This is a genomic window from Streptomyces specialis (assembly GCF_001493375.1).
Lineage (GTDB): Bacteria > Actinomycetota > Actinomycetes > Streptomycetales > Streptomycetaceae > Streptomyces > Streptomyces specialis.
Genome location: NZ_LN929896.1, coordinates 400,299 through 415,731, shown reverse-complemented (window position 1 = coordinate 415,731; position 15,433 = coordinate 400,299). Strand labels below are relative to the sequence as shown.

Annotated in this window: 11 protein-coding genes and 1 pseudogene (1 of these 12 running past the window's edge); 9 read left to right on the top strand and 3 right to left on the bottom strand. The window is 72.4% G+C overall.

Going from position 1 to position 15,433, the window contains the following annotated elements:
- Window positions 1–30 precede the first annotated feature (30 nt).
- Window positions 31–4,049: pseudogene (eccCa, locus tag BN2279_RS20020) on the bottom strand (type VII secretion protein EccCa).
- A 108-nt stretch (window positions 4,050–4,157) separates the two neighbouring features.
- Here eccCa and eccD point away from each other — a divergent pair.
- From eccD to BN2279_RS19990, 6 genes are all read left to right on the top strand, one after another.
- Entirely contained in the window at window positions 4,158–5,597 is a 1,440-nt protein-coding gene (gene eccD / locus BN2279_RS20015; RefSeq protein WP_059011575.1) for a type VII secretion integral membrane protein EccD, read from the top strand.
- A gap of 214 nt (window positions 5,598–5,811) precedes the next feature.
- Window positions 5,812–6,102: a 30S ribosomal protein S15 gene (gene rpsO, locus BN2279_RS20010; RefSeq protein WP_059011573.1), complete on the top strand. Its 291-nt coding sequence runs from the start codon at window positions 5,812–5,814 to the stop codon at window positions 6,100–6,102.
- A gap of 294 nt (window positions 6,103–6,396) precedes the next feature.
- Complete coding sequence (locus tag BN2279_RS20005; RefSeq protein WP_059011571.1) at window positions 6,397–8,634, top strand: polyribonucleotide nucleotidyltransferase; 2,238 nt, start codon at window positions 6,397–6,399, stop codon at window positions 8,632–8,634.
- Complete coding sequence (locus BN2279_RS20000) at window positions 8,634–10,013, top strand: M16 family metallopeptidase (RefSeq protein ID WP_059012594.1); 1,380 nt, start codon at window positions 8,634–8,636, stop codon at window positions 10,011–10,013. The genes BN2279_RS20005 and BN2279_RS20000 overlap by 1 nt, the downstream gene beginning before the upstream one ends.
- Before the next feature lie 42 nt (window positions 10,014–10,055).
- Window positions 10,056–10,811: a 4-hydroxy-tetrahydrodipicolinate reductase gene (dapB, locus tag BN2279_RS19995; RefSeq protein WP_059011569.1), complete on the top strand. Its 756-nt coding sequence runs from the start codon at window positions 10,056–10,058 to the stop codon at window positions 10,809–10,811.
- A 2-nt stretch (window positions 10,812–10,813) separates the two neighbouring features.
- A complete protein-coding gene (locus BN2279_RS19990) occupies window positions 10,814–11,272 on the top strand; it encodes a hypothetical protein (RefSeq protein WP_059011567.1) in 459 nt (152 codons plus the stop codon).
- Between the two features lie 26 nt (window positions 11,273–11,298).
- On the opposite strand, the gene BN2279_RS19985 is transcribed toward BN2279_RS19990, so the two are convergent.
- Complete coding sequence (locus BN2279_RS19985) at window positions 11,299–11,856, bottom strand: PH domain-containing protein (RefSeq protein WP_059011565.1); 558 nt, start codon at window positions 11,854–11,856, stop codon at window positions 11,299–11,301.
- Between the two features lie 71 nt (window positions 11,857–11,927).
- On the bottom strand, window positions 11,928–12,125 hold the full coding sequence (locus BN2279_RS19980) for a hypothetical protein (protein WP_059011564.1): 198 nt from the start codon (window positions 12,123–12,125) through the stop codon (window positions 11,928–11,930).
- 179 nt (window positions 12,126–12,304) lie between these two features.
- On the opposite strand from BN2279_RS19980, the gene thyX reads away from it, so the two are divergent.
- The 3 genes from thyX to BN2279_RS19965 all read left to right on the top strand — a co-directional run.
- Complete coding sequence (thyX, locus tag BN2279_RS19975) at window positions 12,305–13,027, top strand: FAD-dependent thymidylate synthase (RefSeq protein WP_059011562.1); 723 nt, start codon at window positions 12,305–12,307, stop codon at window positions 13,025–13,027.
- Window positions 13,028–13,209: 182 nt separating this feature from the next.
- Window positions 13,210–14,109, top strand: coding sequence for a 4-hydroxy-tetrahydrodipicolinate synthase (gene dapA / locus BN2279_RS19970; RefSeq protein WP_059011560.1), 900 nt, complete (start codon window positions 13,210–13,212; stop codon window positions 14,107–14,109).
- A 126-nt stretch (window positions 14,110–14,235) separates the two neighbouring features.
- Window positions 14,236–15,433, top strand: the 5' portion of a protein-coding gene (locus BN2279_RS19965) for a ribonuclease J (protein ID WP_059011558.1). It continues 488 nt past the right edge of the window; the window shows 1,198 of its 1,686 coding nt (coding positions 1–1,198); it begins with the start codon at window positions 14,236–14,238; the stop codon falls past the right edge of the window.

Genomic DNA, 15,433 nt, shown 5'->3' with positions numbered 1-15,433 from the left:
CCCCGGCCCCCGCCGGGCGGGGCCCCTTCCTCACTCCTCCGGCTGCCAGCCCAGTTGGACCAGCGGCCTGCCGCGGCGGCGCGTGGCGAACTGCGCCCGGCCCGGCGGCAGGGGGCGGGGGCGCACGCCGGGGAGGATCTCGCCCTCCTTGGGGTCCCCGGACAGGACCACGCCCTGCGCGCCGAGGTCCCGCATGCGCTGGAGCAGGGGCTCGAAGATCGCCCGTGAGATGCCCGACGCGTTCCGGGCGATGATCAGGTTGATCCCGACGTCCCGGGCGTACGGCAGGTGCTCCGCCAGAACGCCCAGCGGGTTCTTGGCCGTCGCCACCAGGTCGTAGTCGTCGACGATGAGGAACAGCCGGGGCCCGTGCCACCAACTGCGGGCGCGCAGCTCCTCGACGCTGATGTCCTCCCGGGGCGTCCGCTTCTCGAAGACGCCCTTGAGCGAGATCACGTCCTGCGTGAGCCGCGCCTCCGTCGTGGAGTAGCTCGCGACGAACCCCTCGGGAGCCGCCGCCATCAGGGAACGACGGTAGTCGGCGACGATGAAGCGCGCCTGATCGGCGGAGTAGCGCTCCGCGAGCTTGTGCATGATCAGCCGGAGCGCCGCTGACTTCCCCGACTCGCTCTCACCGACGACCAGCAGGAACGGGTCCTTCTCGAAGTTCACGAACACCGGCTCCAGATCGGTCTCGCTCACGCCGATCGCGATGCCCTCGTCCGGCCGCTCGAACCCCTTCGGCAGATCCCGGGCGCCCAGGCGTCGTGGCAGGAGGCGTACGGGTGGGGCCGCCTCGCCCGGCCAGGCCGTGCGGACGGCTTCCACGAGGGACGCCGTGCCCTCCGCGAGGTCGCTCGCCCGGCTCTGTCCGTCCAGGCGGGGCAGCGCCGCCATCCAGTGCAGCTTGTCGGGGGTCTGCCCCCGGCCCGGTACGCCGGCCGGGACCGCGGCGGCGACCTTGCGGTCGAACTCCGAGTCCAGGGTGTCGCCCAGCCGCAGCTCCAGCCGGTTGGTCAGTTGGTCCTTCAGCGCGGGCCGGATCTCCATGGAGCGGGCCGCCGTGACGACCAGGTGGACGCCGTAGCCGAGGCCGCGCGCCGCGAGGTCGTTGATGACCGGCTCCAGCGTCCCGTCGTACTCCTGGCGGAACGCCGCCCAGCCGTCGATCAGCAGGAAGACGCCGCCCCACGGCTCGCCGGGCAGCCGCCCCGCCGCGCGCAGCCGCCGGTAGGTGACCACCGAGTCGATGCCCTCGCGCCGGAAGAACTCCTCGCGCCGCGCCAGCACGCCCGCCACCTCGGCCACCGTCCGCCGCACCCGGTCCGGGTCCAGCCGGGAGGCGACGCCACCGACGTGCGGCAGGCCCTCCACCGCGGACAGTCCGCCGCCCCCGAAGTCCAGCCCGTAGAACTGCGCTTCGCGCGGCGTGTGCGTCAGCGCGAACGACGCGACCAGCGTCCGCAGCAGCGTCGACTTCCCGGACCGCGGCCCGCCGACGATCAGCATGTGCCCGCCCGAGCCCGAGAAGTCGCGGAACAGAACCTCCCTGCGCTGCTCGAACGGCTTGTCCACGAGGCCCAGCGGAACCGTCAGCCCGCCCGGCGCCCCGGAAGCCCGCAGCCCCAGGCCCTCGACCACGCCCAGCCCCGGCAGCAGCCCGTCCATCGTCGGCGCCTCCCCCAGCGGCGGCAGCCACACCTGGTGCGCCGCCGGCCCCCGCCCCTCCAGCTCCCGTACGTCGTTCCGCTGGCGGACTCGGTTCTGCCCGTCGTCGTCCCGCCGCTGGTGACCACGTCCAGGACCGAGTCCGCCAGCGGATCGCCGTCCGGCCCGCCGCCGCCCGCCGGCTCCGGGCGCGGCTCGGGATCGGCGTACGTCACCGGCACCGGCGCGGCGGTGAACAGCACCGGCCGGCGCCGCGGCGTACGCCTCGGGCCCGTCCCCGCCGCCTCCCGCCCCGCCCCCGGCTCGCGGTAGGGGCCCGAGACGTACGCCGCCTTGAAGCGCGTCATCCGCTCCGTCCCCGACTTCAGCAGACCCGAGCCCGGCACCTGCGGCAGGTGGTACGCGTCCGGCACCCCGATCGCCGTCCGCGACTCGGCCGCGGAGAACGTCCGCAGGCCGATCCGGTACGACAGGTAGGTGTCCAGACCCTTCAGCCGCCCCTCCTCCAGCCGCTGGGAGGCCAGCAGCAGATGGACGCCCAGCGACCGGCCGATGCGGCCGATCTGGATGAACATGTCGATGAAGTCCGGCTTCGCCGTGAGCAGTTCGCTGAACTCGTCGATCACCAGCACCAGCGACGCCAGCGGCTCCAGCGGCGCGCCCGCCGCCCGCGCCCGCTCGTAGTCGTGGAGGTTGGCGTAGTTGCCCGCCGCCCGCAGCAGCTCCTGCCGCCGCTGGAGTTCGCCGCGGATCGAGTCGCCCATGCGGTCGACCAGCGTCAGGTCGTCCGACAGGTTGGTGATCACCGCCGACACGTGCGGCAGCCCGGCCATCCCGGTGAACGTGGCGCCGCCCTTGAAGTCCGCCAGCACGAAGTTCAGCGTCTCCGACGTGTGGGTGACCGCCAGGCCCAGCACCAGGGTCCGCAGCAGCTCCGACTTGCCCGAGCCGGTGGCCCCCACGCACAGCCCGTGCGGGCCCATGCCCTCCTGCGCCGCCTCCTTGAGGTCCAGCATCACCGGCTGGCCCTCCTCGTCCACGCCGATCGGCACCCGCAGCCGTTCACCCGCCGACCTCGGCCGCCACGTCCGCGCCACGTCGACCGACGCCGGATCGCCGAGACCGAGCAGATCGGAGAAGTCCAGGTTCGCCAGCAGCGGCTCGTCCTCGTCCGCGGCCGTGCCCAGCCGCAGCGGCGCCACCTGCCGGGCGAACGCCTCGGCCGCCGCCGGCGGCAGCACGTCCGGCTCACCGTCGAACACCGAGCCGTCCGGCGCCTCCAGGCGCCGCAGTCCGGGCGCGCAGAACGCCGCCAGGCCGTCACGCGGCGGCGCGGCCTCACCGGGCGCCACCTCCACGATCGTGACGCCCTGCAGGCCCTCCGCGGTGGCGAACACCGAGTGCGGCGGTATCCGCGCGCCGCCGTCCAGCAGCAGCACCACGTGCGGCTGGTCGAGCACCGGCTTGCCGTTGGGCGAGAACCGCCCCCGGCCCTCCAGGCGTCCCGCCAGCTCCTGCTCCGCCTCCGGCACGCTCCCGCCGATCAGCCGTCGCGTGCCGGCCCCGTCCAGCGCCGACGCCTGGGTGTGCGGCAGCCACTTGGCCCACTCCCAGCGCTCCGCCGCCTCCGCCCCGGCCGCGACCACTGCCAGCGTCACGTCCTCCGGCGCGTGCAGGGCCGTCAACGCGGCCACCAGCGAACGCGCCACGCCGCACGCCGTCTCCGCGTCACCGGTCAGCGTCACCCGGTAGAACCCGCGCAGCGACACCGCCATCGGCAGCGCCGGAACGGTGCTGTGCGTCTCCAGGAACCGGCGCATCGCTCCCGCCGTCAGCGGCTCCAGCTCGTCCACCGGGGCGGTCGCCGGCTCGATCAGCGGCGTCACGAGCTGGTGTTCGCCCAGGCCCAGCCGCACCTGGCCGAAGTCCGCGTCGCCGGGCCGCCGTTCCCACACCCGGCTGCCCTCCGCGACCAGCGCCCACAACTGCTCCGGCGCCGGGTGCAGATACAACCGCGTGTCCCGCTGCTCCCGCGCGGTCTCCCGCACCTCCCGCCGGGTGCGCGCCAGGTACTTCAGATAGTCCCGCCGAAGCTGCGCCATCTGCCCCTGCGTGCCGCGCCGGACGCGCACGATCATCGCGATCAGCATGCCGCCGGTGGAGACCAGCATCAGCATCCCCATGACCCGCATGAACGGATGCGCCCCCGGCATGAAGAAGAACACCACCGACGAGCCCATGCCGAGCATCGGCATGATCTGCATCAGCACGCCCTCCTGCTGCCCCTTGGGCAGTTCGGGCGGTGGCAGCAGCGGTACGGCCTCGCTCGGCAGCTTCCTGGGCAGCGCCCTCGGCGGTCGCTTCACCACGACCTGGCTCATCGATATCCCCCTGCGCCAACGGCTGGATTGTCGCACCGCGCACGATCCTAGTTGGCGGACGGTAGGGTGTCCGACGCAGTGCGTGCCCAAGGGGAGGGGAGTCGTTCCGTGAGCACGACCGCAGCCACCGGCTTCTGCCGGATCACCGTCGCCGCGCCGGCCGGCCGTACCGATCTGGCACTTCCCGACGACATCCCGCTGGCCGACCTGTACCCCGAGGTCCTGCGCCTGACCGGCCAGACGCCCGATCAGGAGGCCCCGGCCGGCTACCACTTGGTCCGCCGGGACGGGACCGTGCTGGACGGCTCCCGCACCCTCGCCGCACAGCGCGTCCTGGACGGCGACGTGCTGGTCCTGCGTCCCTTCGCCGACTCGCTCCCGCCGCCCGTCCACGACGACGTGACGGACGCCGTCGCCGACGCCGTCGGGGGCGACCGGCGGCTGTGGCAGGACCGGATGCTGCGGACGGCCGGCCTCGCCGCCGCCGCGGTCCTCGCCGCGCTGACCGCCGTCGTGCTCTGGTACGGCGAGCCCGACCGGCACGAGGCGCACGGCCTGCCCGGTGTCCTCGCGGGCGTCCTCGCGCTCCTGCTGCTCTCCTTCGCCGCCGTCCGCGCCCGGGTCTACGCCGACGACGCCGCCGGTGTCGCGTTCGGTCTCGCCGCCCTGCCGCACGCCTTCGCCGGCGGCACCGGCATACTGCCCCTCGACGACGGCCACGGCGTCGGCCGCCTGGAACTGCTGCTCGGCTGCGCCGCCGTCCTGGTCGCCGCCGTCGTCCTGATCGCCGTCATGGCGGAGGCCGCCGCCTGGTTCGTGGCCGCCGCGTCCGCCGCGACCCTCGGCACCCTCGCCACGTTCCTCGCCGTCCTCACCGAGGCCGAACCCGCCGAGACCGCCGCCGTCTGCGCGCCCGTCGCGCTGGGCGCCCTGGCCTTCCTCCCGGCCCTCGCCGCGAGCCTCGTACGGCTGCCCCTCGGCTACACCGCCCCGCCGCCCGGCTACGGGACGGCCGCCCCCGAGCCGCCGCAGCCGGCCGCCGGCCCGGCCGCCGCCGAGCGCCTCGCCGCGCAGGCCAGGCGCGGCCCCCAGATCCTGCTCGGCCTCACCGGCGGCTGCGCCGTCCGCGCCACGGCCGCCGCCGCCGTCCTCGGCTTCTCCGACAGCGGCTGGGGCCAGGTGCTCGCCCTGGCCACCGGCCTCGCCCTGCTCACCCGCGCCCGGCTCTTCCGGTACGCCGTCCAGGTGGCGGTGCTGCTGATCGCGGGGCTCGGCTCCCTCGCGCTGCTCGTCCTCGGTTTCGCCACCGACGCGACCACCGCGGGCGGCGGCGACCCCGGCCTGCGCACCCTGTGGCTGACCGCCGCCCTCACCGCCGCCGCCGGCCTGGTCACGGCGATCGCGCTGATCGTGCCGCGCGCCGGGCTCACCCCGTTCTGGGGCAGGGTCTTCGACCTGACCGAGAGCGCCGTGCTGCTGTCCCTGATCCCGCTGTGCCTCGCGGTGCTCGACGTCTACGCGAAGGCGAGGGGGCTGACCAGCGGCTGAGCGGTCCGGGCAGCGGACGACCAGTGCCTGAGCAGGGCGGATGTGCTCGCCGGGCCATCCTGTTGTAGCCTGCTTAGCGGCCGTTTGCGTACGCGCCCCCGGAGTCTTCTGGAGGAAGCGCTCAGCGGACCCCGCCTCCCGAGTTCCGGAAGCTCCCCTGTGGATCAGCCCAGGGGCACTCGGTGGCCAGATCGGACAACGTCAAGGAGTACGTGTGTCGTCGCTCGACGCCGCCACGAAGCAGAAGATCATCGCCGAGTTCGCCACCAAAGAGGGCGACACCGGCTCCCCCGAGGTCCAGGTCGCTCTGCTGTCGCGCCGCATCTCGGACCTGACCGAGCACCTGAAGATCCACAAGCACGACCACCACTCCCGCCGGGGCCTGCTGCTCCTGGTCGGCCAGCGCCGCCGACTGCTGCAGTACCTGGCCCGCAAGGACATCCAGCGTTTCCGCGCCCTGGTGGAGCGGCTCGGCATCCGCCGCGGCGCGGCGGGCGCCAGGTAAGCAGTGCGAGAGGGAGCGGCCACCCGCGGGGGGCCGCTCCCTTCGCCGTATCCGGTTCCCGTCAGGGACGGAAACCGAGCCGGGAACCGCTGCCCTTTGTAGGCTGGGTTCCAGCGGCACGACCGTGAACAGACGAACGCACGGGGCGGTGCCCCTCCGCACGTCGCCGGTCCTCGGTAGTGGCTTCCGGGCGTACAGGCCCCGGAGGCTTCGATCGATGGCCGGCCAGTCCGGAGGCGCTCCCCCTCACCGCCCCGCCGAGTCGGCGGGGCACAGAAGAGGAGAATTTCCACAGTGGAGAACGAGACCCACTACGCCGAGGCCGTGATCGACAACGGCGCTTTCGGCACCCGCACGATCCGCTTCGAGACGGGCCGGCTCGCCCGGCAGGCGGCCGGCTCGGCCGTCGCGTACCTGGACGACGACACGATGGTCCTGTCGGCCCCCACCGCGTCCAAGAACCCCAAGGACCAGCTCGACTTCTTCCCGCTCACCGTCGACGTCGAGGAGCGGATGTACGCCGCCGGGAAGATCCCCGGCTCCTTCTTCCGGCGCGAGGGGCGCCCGTCCGAGGACGCCATCCTCACCTGCCGCCTCATCGACCGCCCGCTGCGCCCCTCGTTCAAGAAGGGCCTGCGCAACGAGATCCAGATCGTCGAGACGATCATGGCCCTCAACCCCGACCACCTCTACGACGTGGTCGCCATCAACGCCGCGTCCTGTTCCACGCAGCTCGCCGGCCTGCCGTTCTCCGGCCCCATCGGCGGCACCCGCGTGGCCCTGATCCGCGGCCAGTGGGTGGCGTTCCCGACCCACTCGGAGCTGGAGGAGGCCGTCTTCGACATGGTCGTCGCCGGCCGCGTCCTGCCGGACGGTGACGTCGCGATCATGATGGTCGAGGCGGAGGCCACCGACAGGACGATCGAGCTGATCAAGGGCGGCGCCCAGGCCCCGACCGAGGAGGTCGTCGCCGCGGGCCTGGAGGCCGCCAAGCCGTTCATCAAGGTCCTGTGCCGGGCGCAGTCCGACCTCGCCGCCAAGGCCGCGAAGCCGACCGGTGAGTTCCCGGTCTTCCTGGACTACCAGGACGACGTGTACGAGGCGCTGTCGGCGGCCGTCCGCGACGAGCTGGCCCAGGCGCTGACCATCGCCGGCAAGCAGGAGCGCGAGACCGAGCTGGACCGCGTCAAGACGGTCGCCGCGGAGAAGCTGCTGCCCCAGTTCGAGGGCCGCGAGAAGGAGATCTCCGCCGCCTACCGGTCGCTGACCAAGGCGCTGGTCCGCGAGCGCGTCATCCGCGACAAGGTCCGCATCGACGGCCGTGGCGTCACCGACATCCGCACGCTGGCCGCCGAGGTCGAGGCGATCCCGCGGGTGCACGGCTCGGCGCTGTTCGAGCGAGGCGAGACGCAGATCCTCGGCGTCACCACGCTGAACATGCTCCGGATGGAGCAGCAGCTCGACACCTTGTCGCCGGTGACCCGCAAGCGGTACATGCACAACTACAACTTCCCGCCCTACTCGACGGGTGAGACCGGCCGCGTCGGTTCCCCCAAGCGCCGCGAGATCGGCCACGGCGCGCTCGCCGAGCGGGCCCTGATCCCGGTGCTGCCCAGCCGCGAGGAGTTCCCCTACGCGATCCGGCAGGTCTCCGAGGCGCTCGGCTCCAACGGCTCGACGTCGATGGGCTCGGTCTGCGCCTCCACCATGTCGCTGCTGAACGCGGGTGTCCCGCTGCGGGCGCCGGTGGCCGGCATCGCGATGGGCCTGATCTCGCAGGAGATCGAGGGCGAGACGCACTACGTCACCCTCACCGACATCCTGGGCGCCGAGGACGCGTTCGGCGACATGGACTTCAAGGTCGCCGGCACCCGCCAGTTCGTCACCGCGCTCCAGCTCGACACCAAGCTCGACGGCATCCCCGCCTCCGTGCTGGCCGCCGCGCTGAAGCAGGCCCGGGACGCCCGGCTGCACATCCTCGACGTGATGAGCGAGGCCATCGACGTCCCCGACGAGATGTCCCCGAACGCCCCGCGGATCATCACCGTCAAGATCCCGGTGGACAAGATCGGCGAGGTCATCGGCCCCAAGGGCAAGATGATCAACCAGATCCAGGAGGACACCGGCGCCGACATCACCATCGAGGACGACGGCACCATCTACATCGGCGCCGCCGACGGTCCCTCCGCCGAGGCCGCCCGCGCCACGATCAACGGCATCGCCAACCCGACGATGCCCGAGGTCGGCGAGCGGTACCTGGGCACGGTCGTGAAGACGACCACCTTCGGCGCGTTCGTCTCCCTGCTGCCCGGCAAGGACGGTCTGCTGCACATCTCGCAGATCCGCAAGCTGGCCGGCGGCAAGCGCGTGGAGAACGTCGAGGACGTCCTCGGCGTCGGCCAGAAGGTCCAGGTCGAGATCGCCGAGATCGACCAGCGCGGGAAGCTCTCGCTGATCCCCGTCCTGGAGGAGGCCGCCGACGGCGGCGCCGAGGACGCGGCCGACACCGACAAGGACGCCGCCGACCAGTGATCCGTCACTCCCGTACGGCATCGCGTGCCACGGCCCGCCCCACCACCGAGGTGGGGCGGGCCGTGCCCCGTCCGCGTGGCGCCGAGAACGGTCCCGGCGCCGTCGCCAGGACCGTCCTGCCCGGCGGCCTGCGCGTCCTGACCGAGTCGGTGCCCTCGGTCCGCTCCGCCACGTTCGGCATCTGGGCCCGGGTCGGCTCGCGCGACGAGACCCCGGCGCTCAACGGCGCCACCCACTACCTCGAACACCTGCTGTTCAAGGGCACCGAACGGCGTACGGCCCTGGAGATCTCCTCGGCCGTCGACGCGGTCGGCGGCGAGATGAACGCCTTCACCACCAAGGAGTTCACCTGCTACTACGCCCGTGTCCTCGACAGCGACCTGCCGCTTGCCGTGGACATCGTCTGTGACATGCTCACCAGCTCGGTGATCGCCGCCGAGGACGTGGACGCCGAGCGCGGCGTCATCCTCGAAGAGATCGCGATGACCGAGGACGACCCCGGCGACGGCGTCCACGACCTCTTCGCCCACACCCTGCTCGGCGACAGCCCGCTGGGCCGCCCCGTGCTGGGCACCGAGGCGACGGTCAACGCGCTGACCCGCGACCGGATCGCCCGCTTCTACCGGCGCCACTACGAGCCGGCGCGCCTGGTCGTCACCGCCGCGGGGAACGTGGATCACGCGGCCGTCGTGGAACAGGTCGGCGCCGCGTTCGAACGGGCGGGCGCGCTCGCCGCCACGGGCGCCGAGCCCGTCGGCCCGCGCTCCGGACAGCGCGCCATCAGGGCCGCCGGCCGGGTCGCCGTCGTCGGGCGTCCCACCGAGCAGGCGCACGCCGTGCTCGGCATGCCCGGCGTCTCCCGCCACGACGAGCGCCGCTGGGCGCTGAGCGTCCTGTCCACCGCCCTCGGCGGCGGCATGAGTTCGCGTCTCTTCCAGGAGGTCCGCGAGAAGCGCGGTCTGGCCTACAGCATCTACACGCACACCTCCGGCTACGCCGACTGCGGCCTGTTCGGCGTCTACGCCGGCTGCCGCCCCGACCGGCTGGACGACGTGCTGAAGATCTGCCGGGACCAGCTCGCGGACGTCGCCGAGCACGGCCTCGGGGACGACGAGGTCCGCCGCGCGATCGGGCAGCTCGCCGGTTCGACCGTGCTCGGTCTGGAGGACACCGGCTCCCTGATGCACCGGCTCGGCAAGAGCGAGGTGTGCTGGGGAAGCCAGCTCTCGGTGGATGAGATGCTGGAGCGCATCACCGAGGTCACCCCGGACGATGTCCGGAGCGTCGCCCGCGAGCTGCTCGGACAGCGTCCCTCGCTGTCCGTCATCGGCCCGCTGAACGACCGGCAGACCGCGCGCCTGTCCGGCGCCGTCGCCTAGCCGACCGGCCGGGGGACCGAGGGGGAACCGAGAAGGAGTGCGATGAGCAAGCTGCGCGTGGCCGTCATCGGCGCCCGCGGACGGATGGGTTCCGAGGCCGTCCGGGCCGTGACGGAGGCGCCCGACATGGAGCTGGTCGCCGCGCTGGGCCGCGGCGACAAGCTGGAGACGCTGACCGAGGCCGGTGCCCAGGTCGCCGTCGAGCTGACCCGGCCCGAGTCGGTGATGGACAACCTGGAGTTCTGCGTCCGCAACGGCATCCACGGCGTCGTGGGCACCACCGGCTGGACGGAGGACCGGCTCGCCACCCTCCGGGGCTGGCTGGCCGGTTCCCCGGCGACCGGGGTGCTGATCGCGCCGAACTTCGGCATCGGCGCCGTGCTGACGATGCGGTTCGCGCAGCAGGCCGCCCGGTTCTTCGAATCGGTGGAGATCGTCGAGCTGCACCACCCCAACAAGGCGGACGCGCCCAGCGGCACCGCCGTGCGCACCGCCCAGCTCATCGCCGGGGCCCGCGGCGCCGCCGGCCTCGGCGCGCAGCCGGACGCCACGAGCACGGCGCTGGAGGGCGCGCGCGGCGCGGACGTGGACGGGGTGCCGGTGCACGCCGTCCGCCTGCGCGGGCTGATCGCGCACCAGGAGGTGCTGTTCGGCGACGAGGGCGAGATCTTCACCATCCGCCACGACTCGATGAACCGCGGCTCGTTCATGCCGGGCGTCCTGCTCGGCATCCGGCGGATCTCCGGCGCCCCTGGCCTGACCTTCGGCCTGGAGCACTTCATGGAGCTGGACGGCTAGCCGTGCGCGCCAAGGTGGGTTACGTGGCGCTGTGCGCGGCCCTGCTGGTGTACGCCGGGCTGCTCGGCCACCGCGGGGTGGTGCTGATCCTGGAGGGCACCTGGGTGACCGTGCCGCTGGGCGCGGCGGTGCTGGTCCTGCCGCTGCTCGGCGGGTGGTTCCTGTGGCGCAGCGCGCGGTTCGTGCGGGACGCCAACCGGCTCGCGAGGGAGCTGGACGCCGAGGGCGGGCTCCCGGTGGACGAGCTGGCGCGCACGCCCAGCGGTCGCGTGGACCGGGCCTCGGCCGACGCGGTGTTCGAACGGCGGCGGGCGGAGGCCGAGGCGAGCCCGGGGGACTGGCGCTGCTGGTTCCGGCTCGCCGTCGCCTACCACGACGCGCGGGACACGCCGCGCGCGCGGAAGGCGATGCAGCACGCGATCGCGCTGCGCGCCGGCCGCTCGACGCGCGCCGGGACGTAGCGCCGCCGCCACGCCGGCCGCGGAGGTCAGCGGGGCTCGGCGCGGTTCTCGGCGGCCCACGCCTCCAGCACGTCGGCGGCGCGGTCGAACGCCTCGGGGCGCGACAGGAAGTCGGCGTTGTGGTCGGTCAGCAGCGTGCGCAGCGGCTCGCCGTGACGCCGTTCGATCTGGAGGGCCTGGCCCTGCACACCGCGCGGCAGCCCGAGCCACTTCACCGGTTGCTGCACGGTGGAGACACGGCCGATGTCGCGCCACGGCAGCGTCGTCGTGGCGAGCAGCCCCACGCGGCGCAGGCCGTGCGGGCTGACCCAGATGCCGATGCGCAGCAGCCGCAGCGCGAAGGCGATGGCCGCGGTGGCGGCGAGGCCGGTGGCGGTGGCGCCGGTGGGCGAGCCCGCCATGATGATGATCATGGCGGAGAGCAGCATGTAAGCGGCGATCAGGAGCGTCAGCGCGGCGAGGGCCACACGCCAGGGGCCGGGCCGGTAGGGGCGGCGCCAGTGGTCCTGATCCACGTGCGGCAGCGGCTCGTCCGGCACAGTGGCGGCGGAGTCGTCGTCGGCCGCGAGAAAGCGCAGGGGCACGGCTGATCCTCGTTCGCATTCACAGAGACATCACGTGGGGGTGGTGCTGTGAACGGTGAGGCTACCGCGCTTCAGTGGCCTTCCGCCGCCTCGGGAGCGTCGGGAACCGACTGATGTTCGACATCGAGCGCGGGCCGCGCCAGCAGCACGGCCCCTATGAGCCCGCATATCAGGACAAGGGCGACCAGAGCGCCGCCGAGAACCGCGCCCGTGGAGGGCCGACGGCGCGGCGGGGTGATGTCACCGGCGAAGCCGTCGTCGTACGCCATGCGAGTGTTCCTCCCCCTGAAGTGACCTCATACGAATTTATCAGGGGAAGAATCCGGCTCCGTCCGGAGGGGTCCCTTTTACCCCGGGTTTGCCCCGGACCCGCCGTCTCCGGGCCGGGTGGGGCTTCCCCGATGCCTGCCCGTACGCTGAGCCGCGTTCCACACGGAAGGATCCGACGGTGACCGACACCCCCAGTTTCCGCAGCGACGTGACCGTCGAGCTGGTCAAGCACAGCGCGTCCGACACCGACGTGCTGTGGGCGGCCCGCGTGTCCACGGCGGGGGAGCAGTCCCTCGAGGAGATCGGCCGGGACCCGGAGCGTTCGAAGGGCCTGATCAACTACCTGATGCGCGACCGGCACGGCAGCCCGTTCGAGCACAACTCGATGACGTTCCTCGTCAGCGCCCCGATCTTTGTGTTCCGCGAGTTCCACCGGCACCGCGTCGGCTGGTCGTACAACGAGGAGAGCGGGCGGTACCGGGAGCTGGGCCCGGTGTTCTACGTGCCCGGCGGGGACCGCAGGCTGGTCCAGCGGGGCCGCCCCGGGAAGTATGACTTCGTGCCCGGCACCCACGAGCAGCACGCGGTGGTCGGCAAGGTCATGGAGGACTCCTACCGGCAGGCGTACGAGGCGTATCAGAAGATGCTCGCCGCCGGCGTGGCCAGGGAGGTCGCCCGGGCGGTGCTGCCGGTCGGCCTGTACTCGTCGATGTACGCCACGTGCAACGCCCGGTCGCTCATGCACTTCCTCGGACTGCGCACCCAGGACGAGCGGGCCGCGGTGCCCTCGTTCCCGCAGCGCGAGATCGAGATGGTGGGCGAGCGGATGGAGGCCGAGTGGGCCCGTCTGATGCCGCTGACGCACGCCGCGTTCAACGCGAACGGCCGTGTCGCGCCGTAGGAGTCACGCATGCGTGCCCCCGGGGTGCCCGAAGTGTCCGTATTGCGACATTTAGCGAAGTTCATTTAGGGTGAATGAACGGACCCGGCGCTGTCTGAACCCCCGAGCAGGCAGTGCCGGGATCCACAGGTTGCCCGCCCCGATGGCCCCAGAGCCGCTGAGCTGCGAGTAGCGTGGAACCCATGGCTCCGACCTCCACACCGCAGACCCCCTTCGGACGGGTCCTGACCGCCATGGTCACGCCATTCACGGCGGACGGATCGCTCGACCTCGACGGCGCGCAGCGGCTCGCCGCGCACCTGGTGGACGCCGGCAATGACGGCCTGGTCGTCAACGGCACCACCGGCGAGTCCCCGACGACGAGTGACGCGGAGAAATCCCGGCTGATCAGCGCCGTGGTGGAGGCCGTGGGCGACCGGGCCCACATCGTCGCGGGCGTCGGCACCAACGACACCAGGCACAGCGTGGAGCTGGCACGCGCCGCCCAGGCGGCCGGTGCCCACGGCCTGCTGACCGTCACGCCGTACTACAACAAGCCGCCGCAGGAGGGCCTGTACCAGCACTTCACCGCCATCGCCGACGCGAGCGACCTCCCGGTGATGCTCTACGACATCCCGGGCCGCAGCGGAGTGCCGATCAACACGGAGACCATGGTCCGCCTGGCAGCTCACCCGCGCATCGTCGCCAACAAGGACGCCAAGGGCGACCTGGGCCGGGCGAGCTGGGCCATCGCGACCACCGGTCTCGCCTGGTACTCGGGCGACGACATGCTCAACCTGCCCCTGCTGTCCGTCGGCGCGGTGGGCTTCGTCTCCGTCGTGGGCCATGTGGTCACGCCCGAGCTGCGCGCGCTCGTGGACGCCCACACCGGCGGTGACGTGGCCAAGGCCACCGAGATCCACCAGAAGCTGCTCCCGGTCTTCACCGGGATGTTCCGGACCCAGGGCGTGATCACCTCCAAGGCCGCCCTCGGCTTCCTGGGCCTTCCCGGCGGCCCCCTCCGGCTTCCCCTGATCGGTCTCACCGACGAGGAGACCGATCAACTCAAGCGGGATCTCACCGCCGGTGGGGTACAGATCTGACAACACAGACGTTGCCCGGGACGCGCATCGCCGCGCCCAGGGTGATAACTGAATACGACCAGTGCACACAGTCACGCGCGCCACGTGCCCGCCCGGGCGTGTGGCGCGCGTGGTCAGGAGAGTCTCTTGAGTCATCCGCACCCAGAACTCGGCCCGCCGCCGAAGCTTCCAGAGGGTGGCCTACGCGTTACCCCGCTCGGCGGGCTCGGCGAGATCGGCCGCAACATGACCGTCTTCGAATACGGCGGCAGGCTGCTCATCGTCGACTGCGGCGTGCTCTTCCCCGAGCAGGAGCAACCCGGGATCGACCTCATCCTCCCGGACTTCAGCTCCATCAAGAACCGCCTCGACGACATCGACGGCATCGTGCTCACCCACGGGCACGAGGACCACATCGGTGGCGTGCCGTTCCTCCTGCGCGAGAAGCCGGACATCCCCCTGATCGGGTCCAAGCTCACGCTCGCGCTGCTGGAGGCGAAGCTCCAGGAGCACCGCATCCGGCCCTACACCCTGGAGGTCAAGGAAGGACACCGCGAGCGGATCGGCCCGTTCGACTGCGAGTTCGTCGCGGTCAACCACTCCATCCCCGACGCGCTCGCCGTCGCCATCCGCACCCCGGCCGGCATGGCCGTGCACACCGGCGACTTCAAGATGGACCAGCTCCCGCTGGACGGCCGCCTCACCGACCTGCGGGCCTTCGCCCGGCTCGGCGAGGAGGGCATCGACCTGCTGCTGTCCGACTCCACCAACGCCGAGGTGCCGGGCTTCGTCTCGCCGGAGCGCGAGATCTCCGGCGTGCTGCGCCAGGTCTTCGCGCGCGCCGAGAAGCGCATCATCGTGGCCAGCTTCGCCAGCCACGTGCACCGCATCCAGCAGATCGTGGACGCGGCCCACGAGCACGGCCGCAGGATCGCCTTCGTCGGCCGCTCGATGGTCCGGAACATGGGCATCGCCCGGGACCTCGGCTATCTGCGGGTCCCGGCCGGGCTGGTGGTCGACGTCAAGGCCCTCGACGACCTGGCGGACCATCAGGTCGTCCTCGTCTGCACCGGCTCCCAGGGCGAGCCCATGGCGGCGCTGTCGAGAATGGCCAACCGCGACCACCAGATCCGGATCGTGGAGGGGGACACGGTGATCCTCGCCTCGTCCCTGATCCCGGGCAACGAGAACGCGGTCTACCGCGTGATCAACGGCCTGACCCGCTGGGGCGCCAACGTCGTCCACAAGGGCAACGCGCGCGTCCACGTCTCGGGCCACGCCTCGGCCGGTGAGCTGCTGTACTTCTACAACATCTGCCAGCCGAAGAACCTGATGCCCGTTCACG